This is a genomic window from Enterobacter cloacae complex sp. S2 (assembly GCF_015159675.1).
Classification (GTDB): Bacteria; Pseudomonadota; Gammaproteobacteria; order Enterobacterales; family Enterobacteriaceae; genus Enterobacter; species Enterobacter intestinihominis.
Map to the genome: position 1 here is coordinate 1 of NZ_JADDTS010000028.1, position 26,721 is coordinate 26,721.

At 53.1% G+C, this 26,721-nt stretch carries 27 protein-coding genes; 13 read left to right on the forward strand and 14 right to left on the reverse strand.

The annotated features are described in order from the left end of the window. Window positions 1–39 precede the first annotated feature (39 nt). Entirely contained in the window at window positions 40–2,721 is a 2,682-nt protein-coding gene (adhE, locus tag IPZ49_RS13855; protein WP_003856730.1) for a bifunctional acetaldehyde-CoA/alcohol dehydrogenase, read from the reverse strand. Window positions 2,722–3,201: 480 nt separating this feature from the next. Between adhE and IPZ49_RS13860 the strand changes: the two genes are divergently transcribed. The 7 genes from IPZ49_RS13860 (at window position 3,202) to IPZ49_RS13890 (ending at window position 11,083) form a co-directional block, all read left to right on the forward strand. Next, on the forward strand, window positions 3,202–3,849 hold the full coding sequence (locus IPZ49_RS13860) for a YchE family NAAT transporter (RefSeq protein WP_017384236.1): 648 nt from the start codon (window positions 3,202–3,204) through the stop codon (window positions 3,847–3,849). 770 nt (window positions 3,850–4,619) lie between these two features. Then, window positions 4,620–6,251, forward strand: a complete 1,632-nt coding sequence (oppA, locus tag IPZ49_RS13865) for an oligopeptide ABC transporter substrate-binding protein OppA (protein WP_003856736.1) — start codon at window positions 4,620–4,622, stop codon at window positions 6,249–6,251. A gap of 82 nt (window positions 6,252–6,333) precedes the next feature. Further along, window positions 6,334–7,254, forward strand: coding sequence for an oligopeptide ABC transporter permease OppB (oppB, locus tag IPZ49_RS13870; RefSeq protein WP_003856738.1), 921 nt, complete (start codon window positions 6,334–6,336; stop codon window positions 7,252–7,254). A gap of 12 nt (window positions 7,255–7,266) precedes the next feature. After that, window positions 7,267–8,175 carry an oligopeptide ABC transporter permease OppC gene (oppC, locus tag IPZ49_RS13875; RefSeq protein WP_003856740.1) on the forward strand — a complete coding sequence of 303 codons (909 nt, stop codon included), beginning with the start codon at window positions 7,267–7,269 and terminating at the stop codon, window positions 8,173–8,175. Between the two features lie 11 nt (window positions 8,176–8,186). After that, the gene (locus tag IPZ49_RS13880) at window positions 8,187–9,200 is read left to right on the forward strand and encodes an ABC transporter ATP-binding protein (RefSeq protein ID WP_017384234.1); all 1,014 of its coding nucleotides are present in this window, start codon (window positions 8,187–8,189) and stop codon (window positions 9,198–9,200) included. Then, the gene (gene oppF, locus IPZ49_RS13885) at window positions 9,197–10,201 is read left to right on the forward strand and encodes a murein tripeptide/oligopeptide ABC transporter ATP-binding protein OppF (RefSeq protein ID WP_017384233.1); all 1,005 of its coding nucleotides are present in this window, start codon (window positions 9,197–9,199) and stop codon (window positions 10,199–10,201) included. The genes IPZ49_RS13880 and oppF overlap by 4 nt, the downstream gene beginning before the upstream one ends. Before the next feature lie 45 nt (window positions 10,202–10,246). Beyond that, window positions 10,247–11,083: an ion transporter gene (locus IPZ49_RS13890; protein ID WP_003856745.1), complete on the forward strand. Its 837-nt coding sequence runs from the start codon at window positions 10,247–10,249 to the stop codon at window positions 11,081–11,083. Between the two features lie 31 nt (window positions 11,084–11,114). Here IPZ49_RS13890 and IPZ49_RS13895 read toward each other — a convergent pair whose 3' ends face one another. Both IPZ49_RS13895 and cls read right to left on the reverse strand, forming a co-directional pair. Beyond that, complete coding sequence (locus IPZ49_RS13895) at window positions 11,115–11,444, reverse strand: HI1450 family dsDNA-mimic protein (RefSeq protein WP_003856748.1); 330 nt, start codon at window positions 11,442–11,444, stop codon at window positions 11,115–11,117. Between the two features lie 33 nt (window positions 11,445–11,477). Continuing rightward, window positions 11,478–12,938: a cardiolipin synthase gene (cls, locus tag IPZ49_RS13900; protein WP_003856750.1), complete on the reverse strand. Its 1,461-nt coding sequence runs from the start codon at window positions 12,936–12,938 to the stop codon at window positions 11,478–11,480. A 143-nt stretch (window positions 12,939–13,081) separates the two neighbouring features. Here cls and IPZ49_RS13905 point away from each other — a divergent pair, with 143 nt between their 5' ends. The 4 genes from IPZ49_RS13905 (at window position 13,082) to leuE (ending at window position 14,624) form a co-directional block, all read left to right on the forward strand. Beyond that, the gene (locus IPZ49_RS13905) at window positions 13,082–13,255 is read left to right on the forward strand and encodes a YciY family protein (protein ID WP_017384232.1); all 174 of its coding nucleotides are present in this window, start codon (window positions 13,082–13,084) and stop codon (window positions 13,253–13,255) included. Between the two features lie 118 nt (window positions 13,256–13,373). Then, a complete protein-coding gene (locus tag IPZ49_RS23455) occupies window positions 13,374–13,499 on the forward strand; it encodes a KPN_01571 family protein (RefSeq protein ID WP_208971014.1) in 126 nt (41 codons plus the stop codon). Between the two features lie 11 nt (window positions 13,500–13,510). Then, a complete protein-coding gene (locus IPZ49_RS13910) occupies window positions 13,511–13,921 on the forward strand; it encodes an Exc2 family lipoprotein (RefSeq protein ID WP_015570374.1) in 411 nt (136 codons plus the stop codon). Window positions 13,922–13,988: 67 nt separating this feature from the next. Beyond that, window positions 13,989–14,624, forward strand: coding sequence for a leucine efflux protein LeuE (gene leuE / locus IPZ49_RS13915; protein ID WP_063138299.1), 636 nt, complete (start codon window positions 13,989–13,991; stop codon window positions 14,622–14,624). A gap of 33 nt (window positions 14,625–14,657) precedes the next feature. Here the strand turns inward: leuE and IPZ49_RS13920 are convergent, their stop codons facing one another. Next, window positions 14,658–14,954 carry a YciI family protein gene (locus IPZ49_RS13920; protein WP_003856755.1) on the reverse strand — a complete coding sequence of 99 codons (297 nt, stop codon included), beginning with the start codon at window positions 14,952–14,954 and terminating at the stop codon, window positions 14,658–14,660. 221 nt (window positions 14,955–15,175) lie between these two features. Between IPZ49_RS13920 and tonB the strand changes: the two genes are divergently transcribed. Continuing rightward, on the forward strand, window positions 15,176–15,904 hold the full coding sequence (gene tonB / locus IPZ49_RS13925) for a TonB system transport protein TonB (protein WP_017384230.1): 729 nt from the start codon (window positions 15,176–15,178) through the stop codon (window positions 15,902–15,904). A gap of 38 nt (window positions 15,905–15,942) precedes the next feature. Here the strand turns inward: tonB and yciA are convergent, their stop codons facing one another. The 5 genes from yciA to IPZ49_RS13950 all read right to left on the reverse strand — a co-directional run bounded on the left by yciA (window position 15,943) and on the right by IPZ49_RS13950 (window position 20,529). Further along, entirely contained in the window at window positions 15,943–16,338 is a 396-nt protein-coding gene (gene yciA / locus IPZ49_RS13930) for an acyl-CoA thioester hydrolase YciA (protein ID WP_003856759.1), read from the reverse strand. A 97-nt stretch (window positions 16,339–16,435) separates the two neighbouring features. Then, window positions 16,436–18,622: a TonB-dependent siderophore receptor gene (locus tag IPZ49_RS13935; RefSeq protein ID WP_032671613.1), complete on the reverse strand. Its 2,187-nt coding sequence runs from the start codon at window positions 18,620–18,622 to the stop codon at window positions 16,436–16,438. A 180-nt stretch (window positions 18,623–18,802) separates the two neighbouring features. Beyond that, a complete protein-coding gene (locus IPZ49_RS13940) occupies window positions 18,803–19,342 on the reverse strand; it encodes a septation protein A (RefSeq protein ID WP_003856762.1) in 540 nt (179 codons plus the stop codon). A gap of 13 nt (window positions 19,343–19,355) precedes the next feature. Next, window positions 19,356–20,099, reverse strand: a complete 744-nt coding sequence (locus IPZ49_RS13945; RefSeq protein WP_015570376.1) for a YciC family protein — start codon at window positions 20,097–20,099, stop codon at window positions 19,356–19,358. 25 nt (window positions 20,100–20,124) lie between these two features. Continuing rightward, the gene (locus IPZ49_RS13950; RefSeq protein WP_023296724.1) at window positions 20,125–20,529 is read right to left on the reverse strand and encodes a YkgJ family cysteine cluster protein; all 405 of its coding nucleotides are present in this window, start codon (window positions 20,527–20,529) and stop codon (window positions 20,125–20,127) included. A gap of 282 nt (window positions 20,530–20,811) precedes the next feature. Here IPZ49_RS13950 and ompW point away from each other — a divergent pair, with 282 nt between their 5' ends. Next, window positions 20,812–21,444, forward strand: a complete 633-nt coding sequence (gene ompW / locus IPZ49_RS13955; RefSeq protein WP_023303840.1) for an outer membrane protein OmpW — start codon at window positions 20,812–20,814, stop codon at window positions 21,442–21,444. Between the two features lie 286 nt (window positions 21,445–21,730). Here the strand turns inward: ompW and yedF are convergent, their stop codons facing one another. The 5 genes from yedF to trpCF form a co-directional block, all read right to left on the reverse strand. Beyond that, window positions 21,731–21,964, reverse strand: a complete 234-nt coding sequence (gene yedF, locus IPZ49_RS13960) for a sulfurtransferase-like selenium metabolism protein YedF (RefSeq protein ID WP_003856774.1) — start codon at window positions 21,962–21,964, stop codon at window positions 21,731–21,733. Continuing rightward, the gene (gene yedE, locus IPZ49_RS13965; RefSeq protein ID WP_017384226.1) at window positions 21,961–23,172 is read right to left on the reverse strand and encodes a selenium metabolism membrane protein YedE/FdhT; all 1,212 of its coding nucleotides are present in this window, start codon (window positions 23,170–23,172) and stop codon (window positions 21,961–21,963) included. The genes yedF and yedE overlap by 4 nt, the downstream gene beginning before the upstream one ends. Before the next feature lie 174 nt (window positions 23,173–23,346). Continuing rightward, window positions 23,347–24,156, reverse strand: a complete 810-nt coding sequence (trpA, locus tag IPZ49_RS13970; RefSeq protein ID WP_063413259.1) for a tryptophan synthase subunit alpha — start codon at window positions 24,154–24,156, stop codon at window positions 23,347–23,349. After that, a complete protein-coding gene (gene trpB, locus IPZ49_RS13975; protein WP_063136360.1) occupies window positions 24,156–25,349 on the reverse strand; it encodes a tryptophan synthase subunit beta in 1,194 nt (397 codons plus the stop codon). The genes trpA and trpB overlap by 1 nt, the downstream gene beginning before the upstream one ends. A gap of 10 nt (window positions 25,350–25,359) precedes the next feature. Continuing rightward, the gene (trpCF, locus tag IPZ49_RS13980; RefSeq protein WP_062937822.1) at window positions 25,360–26,718 is read right to left on the reverse strand and encodes a bifunctional indole-3-glycerol-phosphate synthase TrpC/phosphoribosylanthranilate isomerase TrpF; all 1,359 of its coding nucleotides are present in this window, start codon (window positions 26,716–26,718) and stop codon (window positions 25,360–25,362) included. Window positions 26,719–26,721 lie beyond the last annotated feature (3 nt).

The window sequence follows — 26,721 nt, forward strand, 5'->3', positions numbered from 1 at the left end:
AAAACCCGCCAGCGGCGGGTTTTTTTATCATACTGTCAATCAAGCATTTTTCTTCGCTTTCTTGTCAGCCTTTACAACTGCGGGGATTTCAACTTTTACGGCAGCGACATCGCTTTCAGTGAAGTTACGACCGTAATAAGTATCCAGCAGGATCTGTTTCAGTTCGGAAATCAGTGGGTAGCGCGGGTTAGCACCAGTACACTGGTCATCGAATGCATCTTCAGACAGCTTATCTACGTGAGCGAGGAAGTCAGCTTCCTGAACGCCTGCTTCGCGGATAGATTTAGGAATACCCAGTTCAGCCTTCAGGCTCTCCAGCCATGCCAGCAGTTTCTCGATCTTCGCGGCAGTACGGTCGCCCGGTGCGCTCAGACCCAGGTGATCTGCGATTTCAGCATAACGACGGCGCGCCTGTGGGCGGTCATACTGGCTGAATGCAGTCTGCTTGGTTGGGTTGTCGTTGGCGTTATAGCGGATAACGTTGCTGATCAACAGGGCGTTCGCCAGACCGTGAGGAATGTGGAACTGTGAACCCAACTTGTGCGCCATGGAGTGACAGACACCCAGGAAGGCGTTAGCAAACGCAATGCCCGCGATGGTTGCCGCACTGTGTACACGTTCACGCGCAACAGGGTTTTTCGAACCTTCGTTGTAAGAAGCTGGCAGGTTTTCTTTCAGCAGTTTCAGCGCCTGCAAAGCCTGACCGTCAGAGAACTCAGAAGCCAGTACGGAAACGTAAGCTTCCAGAGCGTGAGTTACCGCATCCAGACCACCGAACGCACACAGTGATTTCGGCATTTCCATGACCAGGTTGGCGTCAACGATAGCCATATCTGGCGTCAGTGCGTAGTCAGCCAGCGGGTATTTCTGACCGGTTGCGTCATCAGTCACAACGGCAAATGGCGTCACTTCTGAACCGGTACCGGAAGTGGTGGTGACGGCGATCATTTTCGCTTTCACGCCCATTTTCGGGAACTTGTAGATACGTTTACGGATATCCATAAAGCGCAGCGCCAGTTCTTCGAAGTGAGTTTCCGGATGCTCGTACATCACCCACATAATTTTCGCGGCGTCCATTGGGGAACCGCCACCCAGCGCGATGATCACATCAGGTTTGAAGGAGTTCGCCAGTTCAGCGCCTTTACGTACAACGCTCAGGGTTGGGTCAGCTTCAACTTCAAAGAAGACTTCAGTTTCGACGCCAGCCGCTTTCAGAACAGAGGTGATCTGGTCTGCATAGCCATTGTTGAACAGGAAACGGTCGGTCACGATGAGCGCACGTTTGTGGCCATCAGTAATCACTTCATCCAGCGCGATTGGCAGAGAGCCGCGGCGGAAGTAGATAGATTTCGGAAGTTTGTGCCACAACATGTTTTCAGCTCGCTTAGCAACGGTTTTCTTGTTGATCAGGTGTTTTGGACCAACGTTTTCAGAGATGGAGTTACCACCCCAGGAACCACAACCCAGAGTCAGGGAAGGTGCGAGTTTGAAGTTGTACAGGTCACCGATACCACCCTGAGAAGCAGGGGTGTTGATCAGGATACGTGCCGTCTTCATCTTCTGACCGAAGTAAGCAACACGCTCAGGCTGGTTATCCTGGTCGGTGTACAGGCAAGAGGTGTGGCCGATACCGCCCATCGCCACCAGTTTCTCTGCTTTTTCTACCGCATCATCGAAATCTTTCGCACGGTACATTGCCAGCGTCGGGGAGAGTTTCTCGTGAGCAAACGGCTCACTTTCATCGACGACCTTCACTTCACCAATCAGAATCTTGGTGGTAGCAGGGACGCTAAAGCCAGCGAGTTCAGCGATTTTATACGCTGGCTGACCTACGATAGCCGCGTTCAGCGCGCCATTTTTCAGAATTACGTCCTGAACAGCTTTCAGTTCTTTACCTTGCAACAGGTAGCCGCCGTGGCTGGCGAAACGTTCACGAACGGCGTCGTATACCGAATCAACCACGACAACTGACTGTTCAGATGCGCAGATAACGCCGTTATCGAAGGTTTTAGACATCAGCACAGAGGCAACAGCACGCTTGATATCAGCCGTTTCGTCGATCACCACAGGGGTATTACCTGCGCCTACGCCGATGGCTGGTTTACCGGAGCTGTACGCTGCTTTAACCATACCAGGACCACCGGTCGCCAAAATCAGGTTAATGTCCGGGTGATGCATCAGTGCGTTGGACAGTTCAACAGAAGGTTGGTCGATCCAGCCGATGAGATCTTTTGGCGCACCCGCCGCAATGGCAGCCTGAAGCACGATATCTGCTGCTTTGTTGGTGGCGTCCTTCGCACGTGGATGCGGGGAGAAAATGATTGCGTTACGTGTCTTCAGACTGATGAGAGATTTGAAGATGGCGGTAGAGGTTGGGTTAGTGGTTGGAACGATACCGCAAATGATGCCGATCGGTTCTGCGATGGTGATGGTGCCGAAAGTATCGTCTTCTGACAGCACACCGCAGGTTTTCTCATCTTTATAGGCGTTGTAGATATACTCTGAAGCAAAGTGGTTTTTGATCACTTTATCTTCAACGATACCCATGCCGGATTCGGCAACGGCCATTTTAGCGAGAGGGATTCGAGCATCAGCAGCAGCCAGAGCGGCCGCGCGGAAGATTTTATCAACCTGTTCTTGGGTGAAATTGGCATATTCACGCTGGGCTTTTTTTACGCGCTCGACGAGGGCGTTCAGTTCAGCGATATTGGTAACAGCCATAATGCTCTCCTGATAATGTTTAAACTCTTTTAGTAAACCAGCGCTCGATACGTCTGACAGTATAGTCAGAGCCGATCCCACTTGCGTAACACACAGTAAAACAAAGGATTACTCACTGCTCCAGCTCACTAATTTACTAAAAGAGCCTTACCTTAGCATCATACCTTTTTGATAGGTGATCTCCCTGGCGGCGTAACCAAGATTACTCACTTCTGAGTACGAAAATTATGATCGAGATCAATTTTGTCCTAAGCTGATACCTTTCAGCAGGGTTATTTTGTGCTAATTATTCTACTGTTAAATAATTAAGTAACTATTGGAAGCAGCGATGTCATTGATTACACAAATGTTTAACATCATGAATTGATAACGTTTAAGAACAGATTTCTGGTGAAGTATGCGGCTAAAAAGCGTATCTTCAGCGCGGATTTATCATGACACGCAGTTTCTCCCTGGCCATGCTCAATTGCGGAGCTTAATGTGATTCAAACGCTCTTTGATTTCCCTACATATTTCAAGTTTTTTATCGGCTTGTTTGCTCTGGTTAACCCGGTAGGGATCATCCCTGTCTTCATTAGTATGACCAGCTATCAGACGGCTGCGGCACGAAATAAAACCAACCTGACGGCAAACCTGTCGGTGGCGATCATCCTACTTACGTCTCTTTATCTCGGGGACGCCATTCTTCAGGTCTTCGGCATCTCGATTGATTCGTTCCGTATAGCAGGCGGGATCCTGGTGGTGACGATTGCCATGTCGATGATCAGCGGCAAGCTGGGGGAGGATAAACAGAACAAGCAGGAAAAATCAGAGACAGCTATCCGCGAGAGCATCGGGGTCGTGCCACTGGCACTGCCGCTGATGGCGGGCCCGGGGGCGATCAGTTCCACTATTGTCTGGGGAACGCGCTACCACAGCCTGATGCACCTGATTGGCTTTTCCGTCGCTATTGCGCTGTTCGCGCTGTGCTGCTGGGGTGTATTTCGTATGGCGCCATGGCTGGTTCGCTTGCTGGGACAAACGGGCATCAACGTGATTACCCGTATCATGGGTCTGTTGTTAATGGCGTTGGGCATCGAATTTATCGTTACCGGTATTAAAAGTATATTCCCCGGGTTAGTACACTGACTTTCATTTGAAAGAGCGGAGCCAGCGGCTCCGTTTTTTTTACGTGATTATCTGCAAATCATATAAATAAAGTTGAAATAGGCGCCAGTCATAATAAGTTCTACTAATAATCCTCTTCTGTTGTTTTTCAAGGGGTTGTTTATTTTCATTTCCCCTTGCCGCGCATAAATCCCTCAAACCCTCTGTTATTTTACTCACATGATACTCTGGGGCTTGCTGACAGATAACCGAAATGATATTAGTAATTTCGACGCTGACTCAGACGAATGTGCTAAATAATAATCAATTGTTAAATTATCGTGAAAAATCGTTCAGCCAAGCTTTGTCGTCGCGTTTGTAGCAACAAAATTTCTTATCTGTATGAATTACATCTCTTTTTGTTGATTTCGGCGTAAGCCAGGGTTGGCGCCATAGTTATGCCAGCCATCGTAAAAGAGAAATGCTTAACAAATTTGCAAAATGTATTGGCGAGAGTTGGCACCATTTGGTACTTTCCGGCCTTATATTTTGCAGCATTAAACAAGTTGATGAGAACTATTTTCATATAGCCCTCACATAAGATATCCAACCCATCTCTCTGACAGGGGAGAGGTGTAAAGAATCGACGCAAGACCGCCGTACGAGCGGTCAGTAATAATGAAGTCGGTGATAGCAAGAAGTAAAAAAAGAACCTGACAGTAGCAAAAAAAACTCCTGCGCTGTACAGGCCCCAACAGGGGATTACACAACTGGCGAAGGCCGGTCATTATAATGAGTGGAGTATCAACACAATGTCCATCATCACAAAAAAAAGTCTGGTAGCGGCGGGGATTTTAACTGCGCTAATCGCGGGCAACGCTGCAATGGCTGCGGACGTTCCTGCTGGTGTTCAGCTGGCTGAGAAGCAAACGCTGGTACGTAATAACGGTGCGGAAGTGCAGTCTCTTGATCCGCACAAAATTGAAGGTGTTCCAGAGTCTAACGTTAACCGCGATCTGTTTGAAGGTCTGCTGGTGACTGACGTAGACGGCCACCCGGCTCCGGGCGTGGCGGAAAAATGGGACAACAAAGATTTTAAAGTCTGGACCTTCCATCTGCGTAAAGATGCGAAATGGTCTGACGGTACGCCGGTTACCGCCGAAGATTTCGTCTATAGCTGGCAGCGTCTGGCGGATCCGAATACCGCCTCCCCGTATGCGAGTTACCTCCAGTATGGCCATATTGCCAATATCGATGACATCATCACGGGTAAAAAGCCAGTTACCGACCTGGGCGTAAAAGCCATCGATGCCAACACCTTTGAAGTGACGTTGAGCGAACCTGTTCCGTACTTCTATAAGCTGCTGGTTCACCCGTCCGTCTCCCCGGTACCAAAATCCGCAGTAGAAAAATTTGGTGAAAAATGGACGCAGCCTGCGAATATCGTGACCAACGGTGCATATAAGCTGAAGGACTGGGTCGTTAACGAACGTATGGTGCTGGAGCGCAACCCGCAGTATTGGGATAATGCGAAGACCGTTATCAATCAGGTCACCTACCTGCCAATCTCTTCTGAAGTGACGGACGTAAACCGCTACCGCAGCGGTGAAATCGACATGACCTATAACAATATGCCGATTGAACTGTTCCAGAAGCTGAAAAAAGAGATCCCTAAAGAAGTTCACGTCGATCCGTATCTGTGCACCTACTATTACGAAATTAACAACCAGAAAGCACCGTTCACCGACGTACGTGTTCGTACCGCACTGAAGCTGGCTCTGGATCGCGACATTATCGTGAATAAAGTGAAGAATCAGGGCGACCTGCCGGCTTACAGCTACACCCCGCCTTACACCGACGGTATGAAGCTGGTTGAACCTGAATGGTTCAAATGGTCCCAGGAAAAACGTAACGAAGAAGCGAAAAAACTGCTGGCTGAAGCTGGCTATACCGCCGACAAGCCGCTGACCTTTAGCCTGTTGTACAACACCTCCGATCTGCATAAAAAGCTGGCTATTGCCGTCGCGTCAATCTGGAAGAAAAACCTCGGCGTGAACGTGAAGCTGGAAAACCAGGAATGGAAAACCTTCCTCGATACGCGCCACCAGGGAACCTTTGACGTGGCTCGTGCAGGATGGTGTGCGGACTATAACGAACCGACCTCATTCCTGAACACCATGCTGAGCGACAGTTCGAACAATACCGCACACTATAAGAGCCCGGCGTTTGATAAGCTGATTGGCGAAACCCTGAAGGTGGCAGATGACGCCCAGCGCGCCGATCTGTACGCGAAATCAGAACAACAGCTCGATAAAGACTCTGCGATCGTTCCGGTTTACTACTACGTTAACGCCCGCCTGGTGAAACCATGGGTAGGGGGTTATACCGGTAAAGACCCGTTGGATAATATTTCCGTTAAGAATCTTTATATTATCAAGCATTAATGGCAATACGTGGGGCGAGCGAGCTTGCCCCACTGTGTCTATTTTGTAACATTCATCAGGCACACGCCAGAAGGTACGGGCAATGTTGAAATTTATCCTGCGTCGCTGTCTTGAAGCGATTCCAACGTTATTTATTCTAATTACAATTTCCTTCTTCATGATGCGTCTTGCACCGGGCAGTCCTTTTACCGGTGAACGCACGCTTCCGCCAGAAGTTATGGCCAACATCGAAGCGAAATACCATTTAAACGATCCTATCACCACGCAGTACTTCAACTATCTGAAGCAGCTTGCACACGGTGATTTTGGTCCGTCATTTAAATATAAAGACTATTCCGTTAACGACCTGGTGGCGTCCAGCTTCCCGGTATCGGCTAAATTAGGGGCTGCTGCATTTATCCTGGCCGTTGTTCTCGGTGTCACTGCGGGCGTTATCGCTGCGCTAAAACAAAATACCCGATGGGATTACGCCGTAATGGGGGTCGCAATGACCGGGGTGGTTATCCCCAGCTTCGTTGTCGCGCCGTTGCTGGTCATGATATTCGCCATAACCCTGAAATGGCTTCCCGGGGGCGGCTGGAACGGCGGGGCGCTGAAGTTCATGATATTGCCGATGGTGGCATTATCTCTGGCCTACATCGCCAGCATCGCCCGTATTACTCGCGGTTCAATGATTGAAGTCCTGCACTCGAACTTCATCCGTACCGCCCGTGCGAAAGGGCTGCCGATGCGCCGGATTATTTTCCGTCATGCCCTCAAGCCTGCACTGTTACCGGTACTCTCCTATATGGGTCCGGCTTTCGTCGGCATTATCACGGGTTCAATGGTGATTGAAACCATTTATGGTCTGCCGGGCATCGGGCAGCTGTTTGTTAACGGGGCGCTTAACCGTGACTATTCGCTGGTGCTGAGCCTGACGATCCTCGTGGGCGCGCTGACCATTCTGTTTAATGCCGTTGTCGATGTGCTGTATGCCGTTATCGACCCGAAAATCCGTTACTAACTGGAGCACGCCATGATGTTGAGTAAGAAAAACAGCGAGGCGCTGGAAAACTTCAGTGAAAAGCTGGAGGTCGAAGGTCGTAGCCTTTGGCAGGACGCCCGCCGTCGTTTTATGCATAACCGTGCCGCCGTTGCCAGCCTGGTCGTGCTGGTGCTTATCGCGCTGTTCGTAACCCTGGCACCAATGCTCTCTCAGTTCACCTATTTCGATACGGACTGGGGCATGATGTCCAGCGCGCCGGATATGGAATCCGGGCACTATTTCGGCACCGACTCCTCCGGGCGTGATTTGCTGGTGCGTGTGGCGATTGGCGGCCGTATCTCCCTGATGGTTGGCATCGCGGCGGCGCTGGTGGCGGTGATTGTCGGCACGCTTTACGGCTCGCTTTCCGGTTACCTCGGCGGGAAAGTGGACTCCGTGATGATGCGTCTGCTAGAAATCCTGAACTCCTTCCCGTTCATGTTCTTCGTCATTCTGCTGGTGACCTTCTTTGGTCAAAATATCCTGCTAATCTTCGTGGCGATCGGGATGGTGTCCTGGCTGGATATGGCGCGTATTGTGCGCGGCCAGACGCTGAGCCTCAAACGTAAGGAGTTTATCGAAGCCGCACAGGTTGGCGGCGTTTCTACCGCCAATATTGTGGTGCGTCATATCGTTCCTAACGTGCTGGGCGTGGTGGTGGTATACGCCTCTCTGCTGGTGCCAAGTATGATCCTGTTTGAATCTTTCCTGAGCTTCCTGGGATTAGGTACGCAGGAGCCGTTGAGTAGCTGGGGCGCTCTGTTAAGTGATGGCGCAAACTCCATGGAAGTGTCACCGTGGTTACTGCTGTATCCGGCGGGCTTCCTGGTCGTCACCCTGTTCTGTTTCAACTTTATCGGCGATGGCCTGCGTGATGCCCTCGACCCGAAAGACCGTTAAGGAGCGCCGTCATGACCATTATTGAAACGGCAACCGCGCCACAGGCGCAACAGCGGACCAGCGCACTGCTGGACGTTAAAGACCTCCGCGTGACGTTTAAAACCCCCGACGGTGATGTTACTGCCGTTAACGATCTCAACTTCGACCTGCGTGCCGGTGAAACGCTGGGCATTGTGGGCGAATCCGGTTCCGGTAAATCCCAGACCGCATTCGCGCTGATGGGCCTGCTGGCGTCAAACGGCGTGATCGGCGGTTCGGCGACGTTTAACGGGAAAGAGATCCTGAATTTGCCGGAACATGAGCTGAACAAGCTGCGCGCCGAGCAGATTTCAATGATTTTCCAGGATCCGATGACGTCCCTGAACCCCTATATGCGGGTGGGCGAACAGCTGATGGAAGTGCTGATGCTCCACAAGGGGCTGGGTAAAGCCGAAGCGTTTGAAGAGTCCGTCAAAATGCTGGATGCGGTGAAAATGCCTGAAGCACGCAAGCGCATGCGCATGTATCCGCACGAGTTTTCCGGCGGTATGCGTCAGCGCGTTATGATCGCGATGGCATTGCTTTGCCGGCCAAAACTGCTGATCGCTGATGAACCAACCACCGCCCTGGACGTGACCGTTCAGGCGCAGATCATGACGTTGCTGAACGAGCTGAAGCGCGAGTTCAACACCGCCATCATTATGATCACCCACGATTTAGGCGTCGTTGCCGGGATCTGCGACAAAGTGTTAGTCATGTATGCAGGCCGCACGATGGAATACGGTAATGCTCGCGATGTGTTCTACCAGCCAGCCCATCCGTACTCTATCGGGCTGTTGAATGCCGTTCCGCGTCTTGATGCGGAAGGGGAGTCGCTGCTGACTATCCCGGGCAACCCGCCAAACCTGCTGCGTCTGCCAAAAGGCTGCCCGTTCCAGCCGCGTTGTCCGCATGCGATGGAAATCTGTAACAGCGCACCGCCGCTGGAAGCGTTTGCCCCAGGCCGTCTGCGTGCCTGCTTTAAGCCGCTGGAGGAGCTGGTATGAACGCAATTGACGAAAAAAGAAATGTGCTGCTCGAAATCGCTGACCTGAAGGTCCATTTCGATATCAAAGACGGTAAACAGTGGTTCTGGCAGCCTGCCAAAACCCTGAAAGCGGTGGATGGCGTCACGCTACGCCTGTACGAAGGCGAGACCCTGGGCGTGGTAGGCGAATCCGGCTGCGGCAAATCGACGTTTGCGCGGGCGATCATCGGCCTGGTGAAGGCCACCGACGGGAAAGTGGCCTGGCTTGGCAAAGATCTGCTGGGGATGAAGCCGGATGAATGGCGCGACGTGCGCAGCGACATCCAGATGATTTTCCAGGATCCACTTGCGTCCCTGAACCCGCGTATGACCATTGGCGAAATCATTGCCGAGCCGCTGCGCACCTATCATCCGAAGATGCCGCGCCAGGAAATTCGCGATCGGGTGAAAGCGATGATGCTCAAGGTGGGTCTGCTGCCTAACCTCATCAACCGCTACCCACACGAGTTTTCCGGCGGTCAGTGCCAGCGTATCGGTATCGCACGCGCGTTGATCCTTGAACCAAAACTGATTATCTGTGATGAGCCGGTTTCGGCGCTGGACGTTTCCATCCAGGCCCAGGTGGTTAACCTGCTACAGAAACTGCAACGGGAAATGGGGCTGTCGCTGATCTTCATCGCCCACGATCTGGCGGTGGTAAAACACATTTCGGACCGTGTGCTGGTCATGTATCTGGGCCACGCCGTGGAGCTGGGCACGTATGATGAGGTGTACCACAATCCTCTGCACCCTTATACCAAAGCGCTGATGTCTGCGGTTCCCGTTCCGGACCCCGATCTGGAAAAAAATAAAACCATTCAGCTTCTGGAAGGTGAACTGCCTTCGCCAATCAACCCGCCTTCAGGCTGCGTATTCCGTACTCGATGCCCAATAGCCGGGCCGGAATGTGCAAAAACACGGCCGGTTCTGGAGGGCAGTTTCCGACATGCGGTTTCCTGCCTGAAAGTAGACCCGTTATAATCGCAAGGGCTGACATAATGTCAGCCCTTATTTTTCGAGGTTAATGTGTCGCGATTATTCACGTCGGCCCGTCAGCGGCTGTATCACCTTTTATTTGATCCTGAAACGGTTTCCGGTCGCCGCTTCGAAGGTCTGTGTGGTTTATTTGCGCTGATTAGCGTCATTATTATCTTTATCGAATCCGGCGCCGGAACGCAGTACCACATGACGTATGAGGAGTGGCACGTTTTCGTCTGGCTGGAATTGATTGTCACGCTGGTGTTTACTGCGGAATATGTGCTGAGGGTCATTAGCTGGCCAAATCCGGCGAAATACGTTTTCAGCTTCTGGGGATTTATTGATTTAGCCACCATCCTGCCGCTGTATGTCATGTGGCTGTGGCCTGAGATCAGCCTGAATTATGTGTTTGCCTGGCGTGCAATGCGGGCGATTCGTGTGTTACGGATTCTCAAACTGCTGCGCTTTATGCCGTCGCTGCGGGTTTTTTGGGTTGCCATTGTCAGCGCCCGCCACCAGCTGATTCTCTTCTATTCGTTTATTGCTATCGTGATGATCGTTTTTGGCTCCCTGATGTATTTAATCGAAGGGCCGAAATACGGGTTTACCACGCTTAATGCGTCTGTTTACTGGGCTATCGTCACGGTGACCACCGTGGGCTATGGCGATATTACCCCGCATACGCCGCTCGGACGTATTGTGGCATCGGTTCTTATCCTGATCGGCTATTCTGTGATAGCGATTCCGACGGGGTTAATTACCACCCATATGAGCAGCGCCTTCCAGAACAGCAAGCAGCAACGCAAATGTCCGAATTGTCAGCAGGGGAATCATGAACCCGGCGCGCGGTTTTGTCACCGCTGTGGAAATGCCTTACCGGATTAAATAAAAAAGGCTGCGCGGGCAGCCTTTTTTATTATTCGCGCCAGAGGATATGGCACAGTTTGTGATCTTTCTCGCGGCACAGCAGGACGCGGGCAAAGATGTCGTTAATTTCTCCGCCGTCTTCATCTGCAAGGCCAATCACCACCTCGGCGAAGAAGTCCGGGTTGAGATCAAAATCGACATGTTCGGCCCAGTCTTCAGCCGGATCGAACAGCTCAGCACCGCCACGCTCTTCAAATTGCAGGTTGAAAAGAATGACGTCAGCAGGGTCGAGATTATCGACCGCCAGCTCGAGAAAAATATCGTAGGCCTGTTCGAGCGTTTCGTCTTCGGTCAGGCGATTGTTCAGATCCATTTCCATGATGACTACCTGTTAAACATCGTTGGGCACGTTTTACAGCAACGGACTAAAGAAGTAAAACAGTCGTTCGGCAATTCGCTGCCACAGCGGACGTTTCGCCCACAGTCTGGCGTCCAGCAGGCGTGAGCGGGAGATATAATCGTCCTGAACCGCTGCCAGATCGCCACCGAACCCGGCGTCATCAATGACCAGCGTAATTTCAAAATTCAGCCACAGACTGCGCATATCGAGGTTGACGGTACCCACCAGGCTCAGCTCTCCGTCCACCAGCACGCTCTTGGTGTGTAACAGGCCGCCTTCGAACTGATAAATTTTAACGCCTGCGGCCAGCAGCTCACTAAAGAACGCGCGGCTTGCCCATCCCACCAGCAGCGAATCGTTCTTGCGCGGCATAATAATGCTCACATCCACTCCGCGCTGTGCCGCTGTACAGATGGCATGCAGAAGGTCGTCGCTGGGAACGAAATAGGGCGTGGTCATGATCAGATATTCCCGCGCGGAGTACGCGGCGGTCAGCAGTGCCTGATGGATCAGATCTTCCGGGAAGCCAGGACCGGAGGCGATAGTGTGGATAGTGTGCCCGCTGGCTTCCTCAAACGGCATGATATTGCCATCCGGCGGCGGGGGAAGAATGCGTTTACCGGTTTCAATTTCCCAGTCGCAGGAGTAGACGATGCCCATTGAGGTCGCGATCGGTCCCTCCATCCGCGCCATCAGATCGATCCATTGCCCCACGCCGGAATCCTGCTTGAAGAAGCGGGGGTCAACCATGTTCATGCTGCCGGTGTAGGCGATGTAGTTATCGATCAGAACCATTTTCCGGTGCTGGCGGAGATCCATGCGGCGCAGAAAGACGCGGAAAAGATTCACTTTTAGCGCCTCGACCACCTCGATACCGGCGTTGCGCATCATGCCTGCCCACGGGCTACGGAAAAAGGCCACGCTGCCGGCGGAGTCCAGCATCAGGCGGCAGTGGATACCGCGACGTGCAGCGGCCATTAGCGATTCGGCGACCTGGTCCGCCATGCCGCCCGGCTGCCAGATATAAAACACCATCTCGATATTATGCCGGGCGAGCTGGATATCACGGATCAGCGCCTGCATCACATCATCAGAAGAGGTCATCAGTTGCAGCTGATTGCCTTTTACCCCAGCAATCCCCTGGCGGCGTTCGCACAGCTTGAACAGAGATGCGGCCACGCTACTGTTCTCTTCAGCGAAGATATGCTTGCAGGCTTTAAGGTCGGCAAGCCATTTCGCCGTGGAGGGCCACATGGCGCGGGCGCGTTCGGCGCGGCGTTTACCCAGATGAAGTTCACCGAAAGAGAGATAGGCGATGATGCCCACCAGCGGCAGAATGTAGATAATCAGAAGCCAGGCCATGGCGGAAGGTACCGCTCTGCGTTTCATCAGAATGCGCAACGTCACCCCGGCAATTAACAGCCAGTATCCTAAAATGACCAGCCAACTCACCACGGTGTAGAAGGTTGTCATAAATAAAAAATCCTTTTGAAAGCGTATTGTTATGAGTTTACGCATCAGGATTCATCTGGCAAATAAAAACGGCAGATAAAAGCGCTGGTTTGCCGCCTGCTTAGGCATATAATGGCATCTCTGTTAGAGAAAGAGTTGTAGACATGAAGCGCAGTAGAACTGAAGTTGGGCGCTGGCGCATGTTGCGACAGGTGAGTCGTCGTAAGGCTCGTTGGCTGGAAGCACAATCCCGCCGCAATATGCGTATCCACGCCATCAGAAAATGTGGCCTGAACAGACACCGTAACGCGCTGTTGTTCGCGGTCCAGGACATCTGAAAAGCATGAAGGGCACCGTAAAGGTGCCCATTAAACATCCAGGCTATCAATTTTTGCAGTCTCTTCCCATCTGCTTTCCGCGATATACTAACTTCCCATAACGTCATGATATTAAAAGATGAATCCTTATCTCTGGATTTTTATTGTACTTTTGGCGCTGGATGCGCTCAGGGAAGATTTAGGACTTTCGTCATTTTCCTCATTGGCAGATTATGTTTTCGCATGGGGAATACATTTTTATTAAAGGAAAAAAGGATGAACGGAAAAGTAATGGCAGCACTCTTTGGGATTGCGATATTAAGCGGTTGTGCCAGCAGCAAAACCTCACCCGAACGGCACGCGTTTTATTTCGTGTCGCATCAGTCCAGCTTTACTGGCGGCAATTACACCTCCAGCGTGCAGAAAAATTATCAGCTGAACGTGGCGCAGTTCCGCGAGCTTTATGCCCGTGGCAAAGCTGACCGCGCGGAAGGGCGGACTGAGGCTGAAGCCAGTGAATACGCGCAAAGCATTCGCGATCAGCTAAAAGAAAATGCGAAGTCGCAGGAATTGTTCGCAGGTAACGCGAAGGATAAATGGTCTTCGGACATGGACAGTAAAGACGCCCTATTATTTGGTAACGAACTGGCCGCGACTTATCTTGATGGCTATAACGGCGTACAATAGCGCAACTGATTCAGGGGATACCGTAATTACCGGTATCCCCGCTGTTTTTGAGCGAAAGGAGTGAGACGTGTTTGCGGAGTTTGGTGTACTGAATTTCTGGACCTATGTTGTCGGCGCATTTTTTATCGTGCTGGTTCCAGGACCGAACACCTTGTTTGTGCTGAAAACAGGGATTGGCCACGGCGTTAAGAAAGGCTATCTGGCAGCCACCGGTGTGTTTATTGGTGATGCCGTGCTGATGTTTCTGGCGTGGGCGGGCGTCGCCGCGTTGATCCAGACCACTCCGGTTTTATTTAATATTGTCCGCTATCTGGGCGCGTTTTATCTGCTGTGGCTGGGCGGAAAAATGCTCTGGTCCGTTATGACGCGTCAAAAAAATGCGCACGAAAGTAGCGCCGAACCGGCAAGCGCAATCCTTAAGCGTTCGCTGGTGCTGAGCCTGACGAACCCGAAAGCGATTCTCTTTTACGTGTCGTTCTTCGTGCAGTTCATTGATGTCAATGCGAAGAATACCGGCTCGTCGTTCCTGATCCTCGCCACAACGCTTGAGCTGATCAGCTTCATGTACATGAGCTTCCTGATTTTCTCAGGCGCGTTTGTCACGCGTTACCTCAAAACCAAAAAGAAACTGGCGAAGCTGGGGAACGGGCTGATAGGTCTGCTGTTTGTCGGATTTGCGGCGAGGCTGGCGTCGCTGCACTGAATGAAGAAAAGGCTCCCGAGGGAGCCTTTCGTTTCAGAATACTTTTTTATACGGACGAACCGTGACTTTCTCGTACACGCCGGCTGCGACGTACGGGTCTGCTTCTGCCCAGGCCTGCGCGGCTTCCAGAGATTCAAACTCGGCAATCACCGTGGAGCCGGTAAAACCCGCCGCGCCCGGATCGTTGCTGTCAACGGCAGGCATCGGGCCTGCGGTCAGCAACCGACCTTCATCCTGTAGCAACTGTAAACGCGCCAGATGAGCAGGGCGAACGGAAAGACGTTTTTCCAGAGAATCAGGTACATCTTCAGCGTAAATCACGTAAAGCACGGCAAAGCTCCTTAACCGGTAAAAGTGACAATTACGTTATGTGAAAGCACAAATGACTGCAATGTAAAGATAATAACAATGTTAAAACCCTGATCTGGATGCCCCTTTTTTGCCCTCATGTACGCTTAAATTGCGCCAGGACAAAGTGTCTTATTGAATATGATTGCTATTTGCATTTAAAATCGAGGTTCGGTTTTTTAACGTTGATGATTATGACTTCGATGACCCTTGATTTACCTCGCCGCTTTCCATGGCCGACGCTGCTTTCCGTCGTTATTCACGGTGCTGTCGTGGCGGGTCTGCTCTATACCTCGGTTCATCAGGTTATTGAAATGCCGGCGCCAGCGCAGCCAATTTCTGTGACCATGGTATCGCCTGCGGATCTTGAGCCGCCGCAGGTTGCGCCGCCGCCGCCACAGCCCGTTGTTGAACCCGAGCCGGAGCCAGAGCCCGAGCCGGTTCCTGAACCGCCGAAAGAAGCACCGGTAGTGATCCATAAGCCGGAGCCGAAACCTAAGCCGAAGCCAAAACCCAAGCCGGTCAAAAAGGTGGAAGAGCGTCCGAAACGCGAAGTGCGTCCGGTTGAGCCACGCGCCACGCAGCCGGTTGAAAATGCCGCCCCGTCACGTCCGCTGATGAATAACACCACGACCGCGACAAAACCGACGGTAACGGCGCCCGCGGGCCCGCGCGCGCTGAGCCGTAACCAGCCGCAGTACCCGGCACGTGCTCAGGCGTTACGTATTGAAGGGCGTGTACGGGTGAAATTCGACGTTACGGCCGATGGACGTGTCGATAACGTGGAAATCCTGTCCGCACAGCCGGCGAATATGTTTGAACGCGAAGTTAAATCGGCCATGCGCAGGTGGCGCTATGAAGCCGGTAAACCCGGCAATGGGTTGATTGTGAACATTGTCTTCCGCCTGAACGGCGGGGCACAGATGGAATAAAAGAAGCCTCCGCAAGGAGGCTTTTTTTTACCTGAGGATCAGCTCCGTGGGAGCTGGCGGGGCTTACCGTCGCTATCCACCGCCACATAGATAAATAATGCCTCCGTCGCCTTATAGCGCTGACCAATCGGCTCAGAAGAGACTTTTTTCACCCATACTTCAATGTTGATGGAGACAGACGTATTGCCGCGTTTTACGCAGCGTGCGTAACAGCACACCACGTCCCCCACCGCGACAGGGCGCAGGAAGGTCATGCCATCGACCCGGACTGTCACCACGCGCCCGTGTGCAATCTCTTTTGCCAGGATTGCACCGCCCATATCCATCTGCGACATCAACCAGCCACCAAAAATATCGCCATTGGCATTCGTATCCGCAGGCATTGCCAGTGTGCGTAAAACCAGTTCGCCCTGTGGGGCGTCATTTGTTGTCATTGTTTTAAACTCGTAACTGAAGACTTCAGGCGGGATGCTACTATGATTTCTGGCTGGAGAGAATAGGGTTAGCGCCCGCAGAGCAGGCGCCAGAGGGTCAGAAGGACAGGGTCACGCCGGCGTAATACGCACGGCCTGGTTCGTTATAGGTCGATGCACCGTCATTTTCTCGGTAAATTTGCTTATCAAAGAGGTTGCTGATCCCGGCATTCAGGCGGAGATCTTTTGTCAGTTGATAGTTACTACCGATCCCAACGATGGAATAGGCGCCAATCTCTTTATCTGACATCGCATTCTGCTCTTTGCGGATTTCAGCATTTTCTCTTGGCTTCTGGCGGCCATACATCGTCCAGCTAAGGTTCGCTGAAAGTTTGCTGTTAACCTGCCAGTCGAGCATCGTGTTGACGGTATATTTTGGGATAATCGACAGAGGGTTGCCGGTGTCCTTACTTTCAGACTGAATCATATACGTCGCATTGGTACGCCAGGTTAGCGTGTCGCGAATAACCGGGACGGTGAGGTTGCCTTCCAGCCCCTCAACAACAGCCTTTCCTCCGTTCTGCCACTGAAGGATATTTGCGCCGCTGCTTGTCTGGCCCAGCACATCCGTTCCCGAAACAATCTTGTTTTTGTAATCGTTGCGGAACCAGGTTATGCCAGCCTCGTAGCCTTCCAGCGCGAAGGCCAGGCCAATCTCTTTGTTCACGCTGATTTCAGGATCCAGATCCGGATTACCTAACAGGTAACAGCTTCCTTCGGAAACGTTGTTCGGGCAGCCATTGCCGCGGGTGGAAAGCAGATAGCCTTCGCTGGATTGATACAGGTTTGGCGCTTTAAATACCCGAGCGATACCCGCTTTAACCTTGAACATGTCACCCAAATCCTGAGAGAGGTTCAGGCTAGGACTCCAGTTGCTGCCAAACTGATTGTGATAATCAAAGCGGAGCCCTGGGATCAGGTTGGTGCCCTGGCGCGCTTCAATATTGTCCTCAAGATAGATGCCAGTGAGGTCAGCGCTGTTTTTGCTGTTGCGCTCAGAAGCCGTACCGGGAACGCCGTTAATCACTTCTCCCGACACATTTGTCGCCTGCATTGAGGCCGGATCGTTCAGTTCATCACGGTTCCATTCTGCACCCACGGTTAGCGTCTGTTCGACCAGCCAGAAGAAAGGCATGTTCAGTTCACCCGTTGAACGGTATGACTCCAGCCGGCTGGTATCGTATTTATCGCTATTGATCATCCCCTCAACTTTGCCCGTAGAGCCTTCTTCCAGGCGGGTGTTGTTGGTCTTTTCATAATAAACACCGAACTTTGACTGACCCCAGTCCCAGATGCCGTTGTGCGTAATGCCATAAGACTGGCGGTACATTCGGTTCGTTTCGTGTCCATACAGGGACGACACCAGACCGTCAGGGCTGACGTTGCTGTTGCTGTATTGAGTATCACCCGCGTAGATATTGCCCTGGCGGCTGTAGCTGTAGTCGAAATCGATAATCTGCTGTGGCGTGAGTTTCCAGGAGAGCAGGGCATTAATGTCCTTGTTGCGCACGCCTTCACGTCCGGCGGCGTAAGAACCGTTTTGCGCGGTGTTGATGTCCTGAGCATCTGCGTCAGTTTTGTTGATATTCCCGTACAGGCGCATCGTTAACGCATCGCCCGCAAGGGGGCCGCTCAGATCAAAATTAGCGCGTTTCGTCGCTCCCTCTTTATCATTTTCAGGCTGGTTAGTGTACAGGGAGAGCGAGCCGTGCCAGTCGTTGGTCGGGCGTTTGGTAATGATGTTGACGACGCCGCCGGCCGCCCCCGAACCATAGCGGGCGGCAGCAGGTCCCCGGAGCACTTCAATGCGCTCAACCATCTCTGGCGGAACCCAGTTGGTATCCCCGCGGGTGTCGCGCTCCCCGCGCCAGCTGTAGCGCACCGAGTTACGTGACGTCACCGGCACACCGTCAATCAGAATCAGCGTGTTCTCCGGCCCCATACCGCGGATGTCGATCTGGCGGTTGTTACCGCGGCTGCCTGTCGCGCTGTTTCCGGTGAGGTTAACCCCGGGCATTTTGCGAATAATTTCTGAAAGATCGTTAACCGGTGGATCCTTTTCTATGTCCTTTGCCGTGATGATGGATACCCCCGGCTGTTGCTTCAGCGCCTCTTCAGCGGTGGCCTGAACAACCATTGTTTCACCATCGGCGAGAGGATCTTCCGCTGCGTGTGCGCTCTGATAAAGCGTTGAAAGAATGGCGAGCGTAAGTGTAGCCGGGGCAAATCTTATTATGTTATTCATCAACTCATTTCCATTTGTTAAAAATGCGATGACGAATATTAATGATAGTCATTCTCATTACAATAAAGTGACAGCAAACTCCATAAAATCTTCATGATTCAGACATTTTCGCAGGAAGGGTGTAGAGAAAAGAGAAGGCGGGAAAAGAGGCCAGACCGCGTGGCGATCTGGCCAGAAGGATCAGTGCTTGTCATCCTGCGGCATGTGGCGATAAATATAAACGCCGCTGAGCAGGGTGAAGATAAGAGTCAGCGCCGTCAGGCCAAACACCTTGAAGTTGACCCAGATATTCTGCGGCAGCCAGAATGCGATATAGATATTCGCCAGACCACACAGAATAAAAAATAGCGCCCAGGCGATATTTAGACGCCCCCACACAGCCTGTGGCAGGGTCAGTTCTTTCCCCAGCATGCGCTGGATCAGCGGCTTCTTCATCACCCACTGGCTGATGAGGAGTGCGCCCGCAAACAGGCCGTAAATCACCGTGACCTTCCATTTGATAAATTCATCATTGTGGAAGAACAACGTCAGACCTCCAAACACCGCCACCATCAGGAAGGTGATGAGCGCCATCTTTTCAACTTTGCGATAGCGAACCCAGCTGTAAATCAGCACCACAGCCGTTGCCACAATCAGCGCCAGCGTGCCGGCATAAATGTCGTACAGCTTATAAAAAGCGAAAAATACGATCAGCGGTAAAAAATCAAGAAACTGCTTCATTCTGCGATCCCAGTTACTGACGAATTAACATGTACAGGCGGAACAAATAGACCAGCAGCACGGCTGAAATCAGATTGCTCAGCGTATTGGCGACAACCGCTCCGACGTTTGGCGTTAACACCGCAAAATTCGGCGCAAACAGCAACAGCAGAGTTTTGGCCAGCAGCCAGCTGATAACGGCCGGGGCGACCAGTCGCATATTGGCCCATGCGAGCCTGATGCTGCTGCGCATGGCGGTGAAAATGCCCATTTTGTCCTGCACAACCATTACTGGCGCGAATGAAAGCACGATAGCCAGCAGCACGCCCGGAACGACAACCAACATTATCCCCATCTGGACCAGCAGCGTGGTCAGGAAGATGAGGATAAACAGTTTTGGCAGCACCGGAGCGCTGGCCCCGATTGCACGTAACGCGCTGACGCGTTGGCCGGCAGACACCAGCTGGATCATCAGCAACACGCCACCCGCCAGAATGGCGTTGCCAATCAGGCCCGAGAAGGTAGATGCCGCAGATGCGCGCAGCAAGATTTGCTGTTGCTCTGGCGTCATATTCTGCACAAGGTCAAACAACCCTGCGCTGCCTGCAAGATTTTCCCCCTGGCTCAGCGTGGCAATCTGTTCATCACTGGGTGAGAACGCATGACCCAGCACCACCGTAATAAAGGCGCACAACAACGCGATCAGTAAAAAGGTAATGAACTGATTGCGGAAAAAATTTCCCGTGTCACGGTAGACAGACTTCGCCGTGATAGACATGCACTCTCCTTGAGTATTGCAGGTGTTAATTAGCCGGCAATTGTACACCGGATAACACGCTGGTGGCAGCATCAAGGCTTGTATGGAAAAGCATATCTTTGTAAAGCGGCGGTAATCCATAGCGGGCGCGGGCGCGATTGCATGCCTCATTGACCTGCCCATCCTTTCCCGACATCGCGAAAGTGCGACACGGGCTGGGGCGATCCGCGTAAATGGAACAGCGGGTGGATACCCCAGGCTCACCTTGCAGTGCCACACAGCGGCTCTGTTTTTGGTTGGTGCCGCGCATACAGCGCAGAAAAGGGGTTAAGGGTTCAGTGAGATCAACCGGAACGGTGCCGCCGCCATCGCTGGCTTCAGCCCAGTAGAACGAGACTCGAAAATACGCACAACAGGCTCCGCACGTCATGCACGGGTTATGATCACTCATGGCACACCTGCAAAAGTAGAACGCATCAAATCACATTGTGAGAGCGATAAATTATCCAGCCGCTACAGGAAGCGCAAGAGAGGGAAAACAGAAAATTTTGTAACCATGAAATGCCAAAAATTGACGCGGTAACAACTTATTGCTTTATGAGGCGTCACCAAAAATTAACCTAGATCAATGAATGTTAACTTACTGGTTTTAATGTGATCTGTGTTAGATCACTTATTACTCATTTGTGAGTATATTCTCCTCCGCAATTAAAACCACAACGATGGAGCGGATATGAAAAAATTAGCGGTGGCAGCCCTTATCTTAAGCAGTCTCTCTGGCGGCGCGTACGCGCATGAAGCAGGCGAATTCTTTATTCGTGCCGGTTCGGCAACGGTACGTCCAACGGAAGGGTCCGATAATGTACTGGGTATGGGCGGGTTTAACGTCAGCAATAACACCCAGTTAGGCCTGACGTTTACGTATATGGCAACGGATAACGTTGGCGTCGAGCTTTTAGCCGCCACGCCATTCCGTCACCGCGTCGGTTTAGGACCGACCGGGGACATTGCCACGGTTCACCATTTGCCACCAACGCTGATGGCGCAGTGGTACTTCGGCGATTCCAGCAGCAAGGTGCGCCCTTATATTGGTGCAGGGGTTAACTACACCACCTTCTTTGATGAGAAATTTAACGATACCGGTAAAAAGGCCGGGCTCTCCGATCTCAGCCTGAAAGACTCGTGGGGTATGGCGGGGCAGGTTGGTCTGGATTATCTGATTAACCGTGACTGGCTGATCAACGCCTCGGTCTGGTATATGGACATTGATACGGACGTGCGCTTTAAAGCTGGCGGGCAGCAGCAAAGTATCAATACCCGACTGGATCCGTGGGTATTTATGTTCTCAGCAGGCTATCGTTTCTGACAGAAGATATATCCCCTGTCAGCCGGTGATTGCTGTATGGTGGTTGTTCCATACACCTGGCTGGAGGGGATATCCCCAACATCAAATTTGAGTGTCCGGTTTGTGCAGGTAAACAGTTTCAGTTCACGACGTTCAGCCCAGCACATAGCCTACCTCACGGTGCTATCTGTTCCGTTTGCGGAACACGTCTCACCATTCATTCATGCCTGCCGAAGCTCAGACGACGACGGTGGCCAAAGCCAGTAAACTAGAAAAGGCCTCTGAGAGGCCTTTTTCGATCGTGAAGTCACTTCTGAATTAAATAACGAATGGTTGGTCCGTCCTGCTGGATATCCAGCACGGTATAGCCGTGATTTTTGGCATCAAGAGGAATGTTATTGATCGACTGGGGGCAATCGCTCACCACTTCCAGAATTTCACCTTTCTTTAGCTGCGGTAGCGCTTCAAGCGTGGCGACGGCCGGGTAAGGGCAAGGTTCACCCACCATATCGAGACGATAATCAGGCACGATCTCTTTCATGCGGCATTCTCCTGAGTTTCAGTTTTGGCGGTGGCGCGTCGGAAGAAGCGCTTCTCTTGTGCAACAACCAGTAAGAAGGCGATAAGCAGCAGGGCGTAGGTCACCAGGAGCCCCCCGAGTGGACCAAAGGTATTCAGCAGGTTGACCTTGTCCCAGTTTGTTGCCAGTACCGGAGAGACGTCATCCCAGTAGTAGGCCAGAATGGTAGAGCCAATCACGTTACCCAGACCCACCCACCAGTAATGCACCTGGCCTTCCACAGCGCGATACATCCAGCCGGTTTCACACCCGCCCGCCAGCACGATGCCAAAACCAAACAGCAGCCCGCCAATGACGGCATTTGGGCCCGCCCACATGATTTTCGGTTCCACGCCGAGCTGAACGTAGCTGAAGATACCGATCGCGCTCACGGCCATACCGGCAATGATCGCCTTCGCCATCATGCTTCGTCCGGTGATCCACATATCGCGAAACGCGGAGGTAAAGCAGATCTGCGCGCGTTCAATCAGCAGACCAAAACCGACGCCGAACAGCATGGCCAGGCCGAGTTTTGGCTGATTCATCGCCGTGCAAATCGCCCAGGCAACCATGGCAAAAAAGACCAGCATACCGAGGCGGAAGCGACGACGCGCCTGATCGGGTTTTTGCGTTAACGGAGAGGCAGCGCTAACTTTCGTCATTTTCACCGGAATGCGGAACAGCGGCAGCAGGGTGAATTTAGCACCGAAGTAGGAGCCGATGGCGGTGGCGACGGCAAAGAACCAGGCATGCAGCGAGAACTGCGGAATACCGGTAAAGAACGCGGCCAGATTACAGCCCATCGCCAGGCGGGCGCCAAACCCGGCAATGATGCCGCCGACCACGGCCTGCATAATGCGGATGCGGCTTTTCGGCATGCGCAACTTAACGTTGTTGGCCCACAGCGCGGCCGCAAAACAGCCGCCGAACATGCCAATGATCATCATCCCGTCGATGCGGGTCAGCGGTGTGCCCTCAAGATGGATCAGTTTGAAGTAGCCCCACTCTTCGGCATGGACGCCTGCCAGCTGTAATAGCTGCCCACCCCAGCGAGTAAACTCGCCCGTAACAGCCCAGAAGGTGCCGGTAATACCGAAATAATAAGTAGAGAGAATGCCTGCCGCGATAACGGCCGGAACAGGTGACCAGAACTTAACCAGGTAAGTCTGTTTGAAGGAATGCCATGACATGAATAACCTCTGAACTCAGAAGGGTAACGCTAAAAAGAGCCCAGATCATACGCTTACGCGAAAGTTTGGAAAGTCATTCACACCGAAAATATCGACAGGATCAATTTTGACCTGCTTCTTTCAGGAAGAGAGAAGGGAAAACCGCCTGACGCCGGGGCCAGACGGTGTTAACGGTTACGCCTTGCGCGTGGCCGCTTTCATGGATGTGACGAATGCGTGTAACTCAGCCAGCATCTGCTCTGGCTTATCCACGTTCTTCTCGATAATTTTCACGATAGCCGAACCGGAAATGGCTCCGGCGGCTTTCGCGTCAATCGCCGCAGTAACCTGATCCGGTGAAGAAATGCCAAAGCCCTGAAGCGGCGGTGCAGCATGGTATTCTGCCAGCGTCTCCACCAGATGATGCAGCGGCAGCGCGGCTTTGTTTTCCGCACCGGTGACGCCCGCACGGGAGAGCAGGTAGGTGTAACCTCGTCCGTAAGAGGCAATCTGGCGCAACAGATCGTCATCGGCATTCGGTGGACAGATGAAAATCGGCGCGACGTTGTGGCGCATTGCCGCCTGACGGAATGGCGCAGACTCTTCAACGGGCACGTCAGCCACCAGCACGGAGTCAACGCCCACGCGGGCGCACTCTGCGTAAAACGCATCAATACCGCGGCTGAACACCAGGTTGGCGTACATCAGCAGGCCGATCGGAATGGTCGGGTGCTTCTGACGGATCGCCGCCAGCATTTCAAAGCACTGGCTCGGCGTCACGCCCGCGGCAAACGCGCGTAGCGTTGCGTTCTGAATGGTCGGGCCATCCGCCAGCGGATCGGAGAACGGAATACCGAGCTCCAGCGCGTCGGCACCGGCATCAATCAGGGTGTCGATAATCTTCAGCGACTGCTCCGGGCCGGGGTCGCCCAGCGTCACGAAGGGAACGAAGGCGCCTTCCTGGCGAGCTTTCAGTTGTGCAAATGCGTTGTCGTAGCGTTCCATCAGATTTCCCCTCGTGCTTTCAGAATATCGTGAACGGTGAAGATATCTTTGTCACCGCGACCGGAAAGGTTTACCACCAGCAGCTGCTCTTTTTCCGGGTTTTCCTTCATCATTTTCAGCGCGTGCGCCAGAGCGTGGGAAGACTCCAGCGCCGGGATGATCCCTTCATTGCGGCACAGCGTTTTGAAGGCCTCCAGCGCTTCGTCATCGGTGATGGAGACATAATCCGCGCGGCCGGTGCTGTTCAGGAACGCGTGCTGCGGCCCTACGGACGGGAAATCCAGCCCGGCAGAGATCGAGTAAGACTCCTCAATCTGCCCTTCATCGGTCTGCATCATCGGGGCCTTCATGCCGAAGTAGATCCCCACGCGGCCATGCTTCAGCGGCGCACCATGCTCGCCCGTTTCAATACCGTGGCCGGCAGGCTCAACGCCAATCAGCCCAACGCTGGTTTCGTCGATAAAATCGGCAAACATGCCGATGGCGTTAGATCCGCCACCAACGCAGGCGATCACCGCATCCGGCAGGCGACCCTCTTTTTCGAGGATCTGCGCTTTAGTCTCTTCGCCGATCATGCGCTGGAATTCACGCACGATGGTCGGGAACGGGTGCGGGCCCGCGGCGGTACCGAGCATGTAGTGGGCGGTTTCGTAGCTGCCAGACCAGTCGCGCAGCGCTTCATTACAGGCATCTTTCAGCGTGGCAGAACCGCTGTGCACCGGGATCACTTCCGCCCCCATCAGACGCATACGGAACACGTTTGGCGACTGGCGATCAACGTCCTTCGCCCCCATGTAAATGCGGCATTTCAGACCGAGCAGGGCGCTGGCGAGCGCTGAGGCCACACCGTGCTGCCCCGCGCCGGTTTCGGCGATGATTTCGGTTTTACCCATCCGCTTCGCGAGCAGCGCCTGGCCAAGCACCTGGTTAGTTTTATGCGCGCCACCGTGCAGCAGATCTTCACGCTTAAGATACAGCGTAGTTTTAGTGCCTTCGGTCAGGTTGCGGCACTTTGTCAGCGCAGTCGGACGACCGGCGTAGTTTTTCAGCAGGTCAGTAAACTCCGCCTGAAACGCCGGATCTTTCTGTGCGCTCACGAACGCTTCTTCCAGCTGGCGCAGCGCGGGCATCAGGATTTGTGGGACATACATCCCACCGAACTCACCAAAATACGGGTTAAGTAATGTCGTCATCTTCTCTTCCTTAATATGCACGCAGAGTTTTAAATACCGATGCCAGCTTGCTGGCGTCTTTAATGCCCGGTTGGGACTCTACGCCTGAATTGAAATCGAGGCCGGCGCAGCCGGTTTTGGCCGCTTCGACACAGTTATCGGGGCTTAATCCCCCTGCCAGCAGGACATTGTCCAGCACTTCGCCACGCAGCAGTGACCAGTCAAAACGCTGCCCCGTGCCGCCCTGGCCGTTGTCGAGCACGTATTTATCAACATGCTTCAGGTTACGCGCGGGCAGGGTGGCGCCAACGCTTTGCGCTTTCCAGATCTGAACCTGAGGCGCCAGAACATGTCGCAGAGCATCGATGTACGCCTGATCTTCATCGCCGTGCAGCTGGACCGCGCTCAGGGATAACGCGTCCGCTTTTGCCGCAACGTCGTTAATATCCGCAGTGCGGAACACGCCCACGTAGCTCAGTGGCGCAGCCGCGATCACCTTGCGCGCCTGTTCTTCATTTACTGCGCGAGGAGAGGACTCGACAAAGATCAGACCACCATAGATTGCGCCCGCTTCATATGCGGCCTGCGCATCCTGGGCACGGGTCAGGCCGCAGACTTTGTTCTCACCCAACAGCACGCGGCGCACGGCCGCATTAAGATCGTCGTGTTCCATCATCGCGGAGCCGATCAGGAAACCGTTGGCAAAGTGGCTGAGTTCGCGCACCTGAGCGTAGCTGTTAATCCCGGATTCGCTGATCACCGTGACGCCCGCGCCCAGACGCGGCGCAAGCTGGCGCGTACGGTTGAGGTCAATCGACAGGTCGCGCAGGTCGCGGTTGTTAATGCCGACCACTTTGGCTTCCAGCGCGATGGCGCGCTCCAGCTCCTCTTCGTTGCTCACTTCGGTCAGCACGCCCATATTCAGGCTGTGCGCGACGGCGGAGAGCTGGCGATACTGCTCGTCATCCAGAACGGAGAGCATCAGCAGGCAGGCATCTGCCTGGTAAAAGCGCGCCAGCCAGATCTGATACGGGTCGATAATAAAGTCTTTGCACAGAATCGGCTGCGGCGCGATGCCGCTGACAACGGGCAGAAAATCGAAGCTGCCCTGGAAATATTTCTCATCCGTCAGCACAGAAATGGCAGACGCATGATGCTTGTAGATACCGGCAATACGCGCCGGGTCGAAATCGTCGCGGATCACGCCTTTGGACGGAGACGCTTTTTTACACTCCAGAATAAACGCGGTACGCACGCCCTGGAGCGCATCATAAAAACGACGGCTGCTCGGAACGACGTCGTTCTGAAAACTGGCGAGCGGCTGCTGTTGCTTACGGGCTTCCACCCAGATGGCCTTATCGGCGACGATTTTCGCTAAAACGGTCTGCATTAT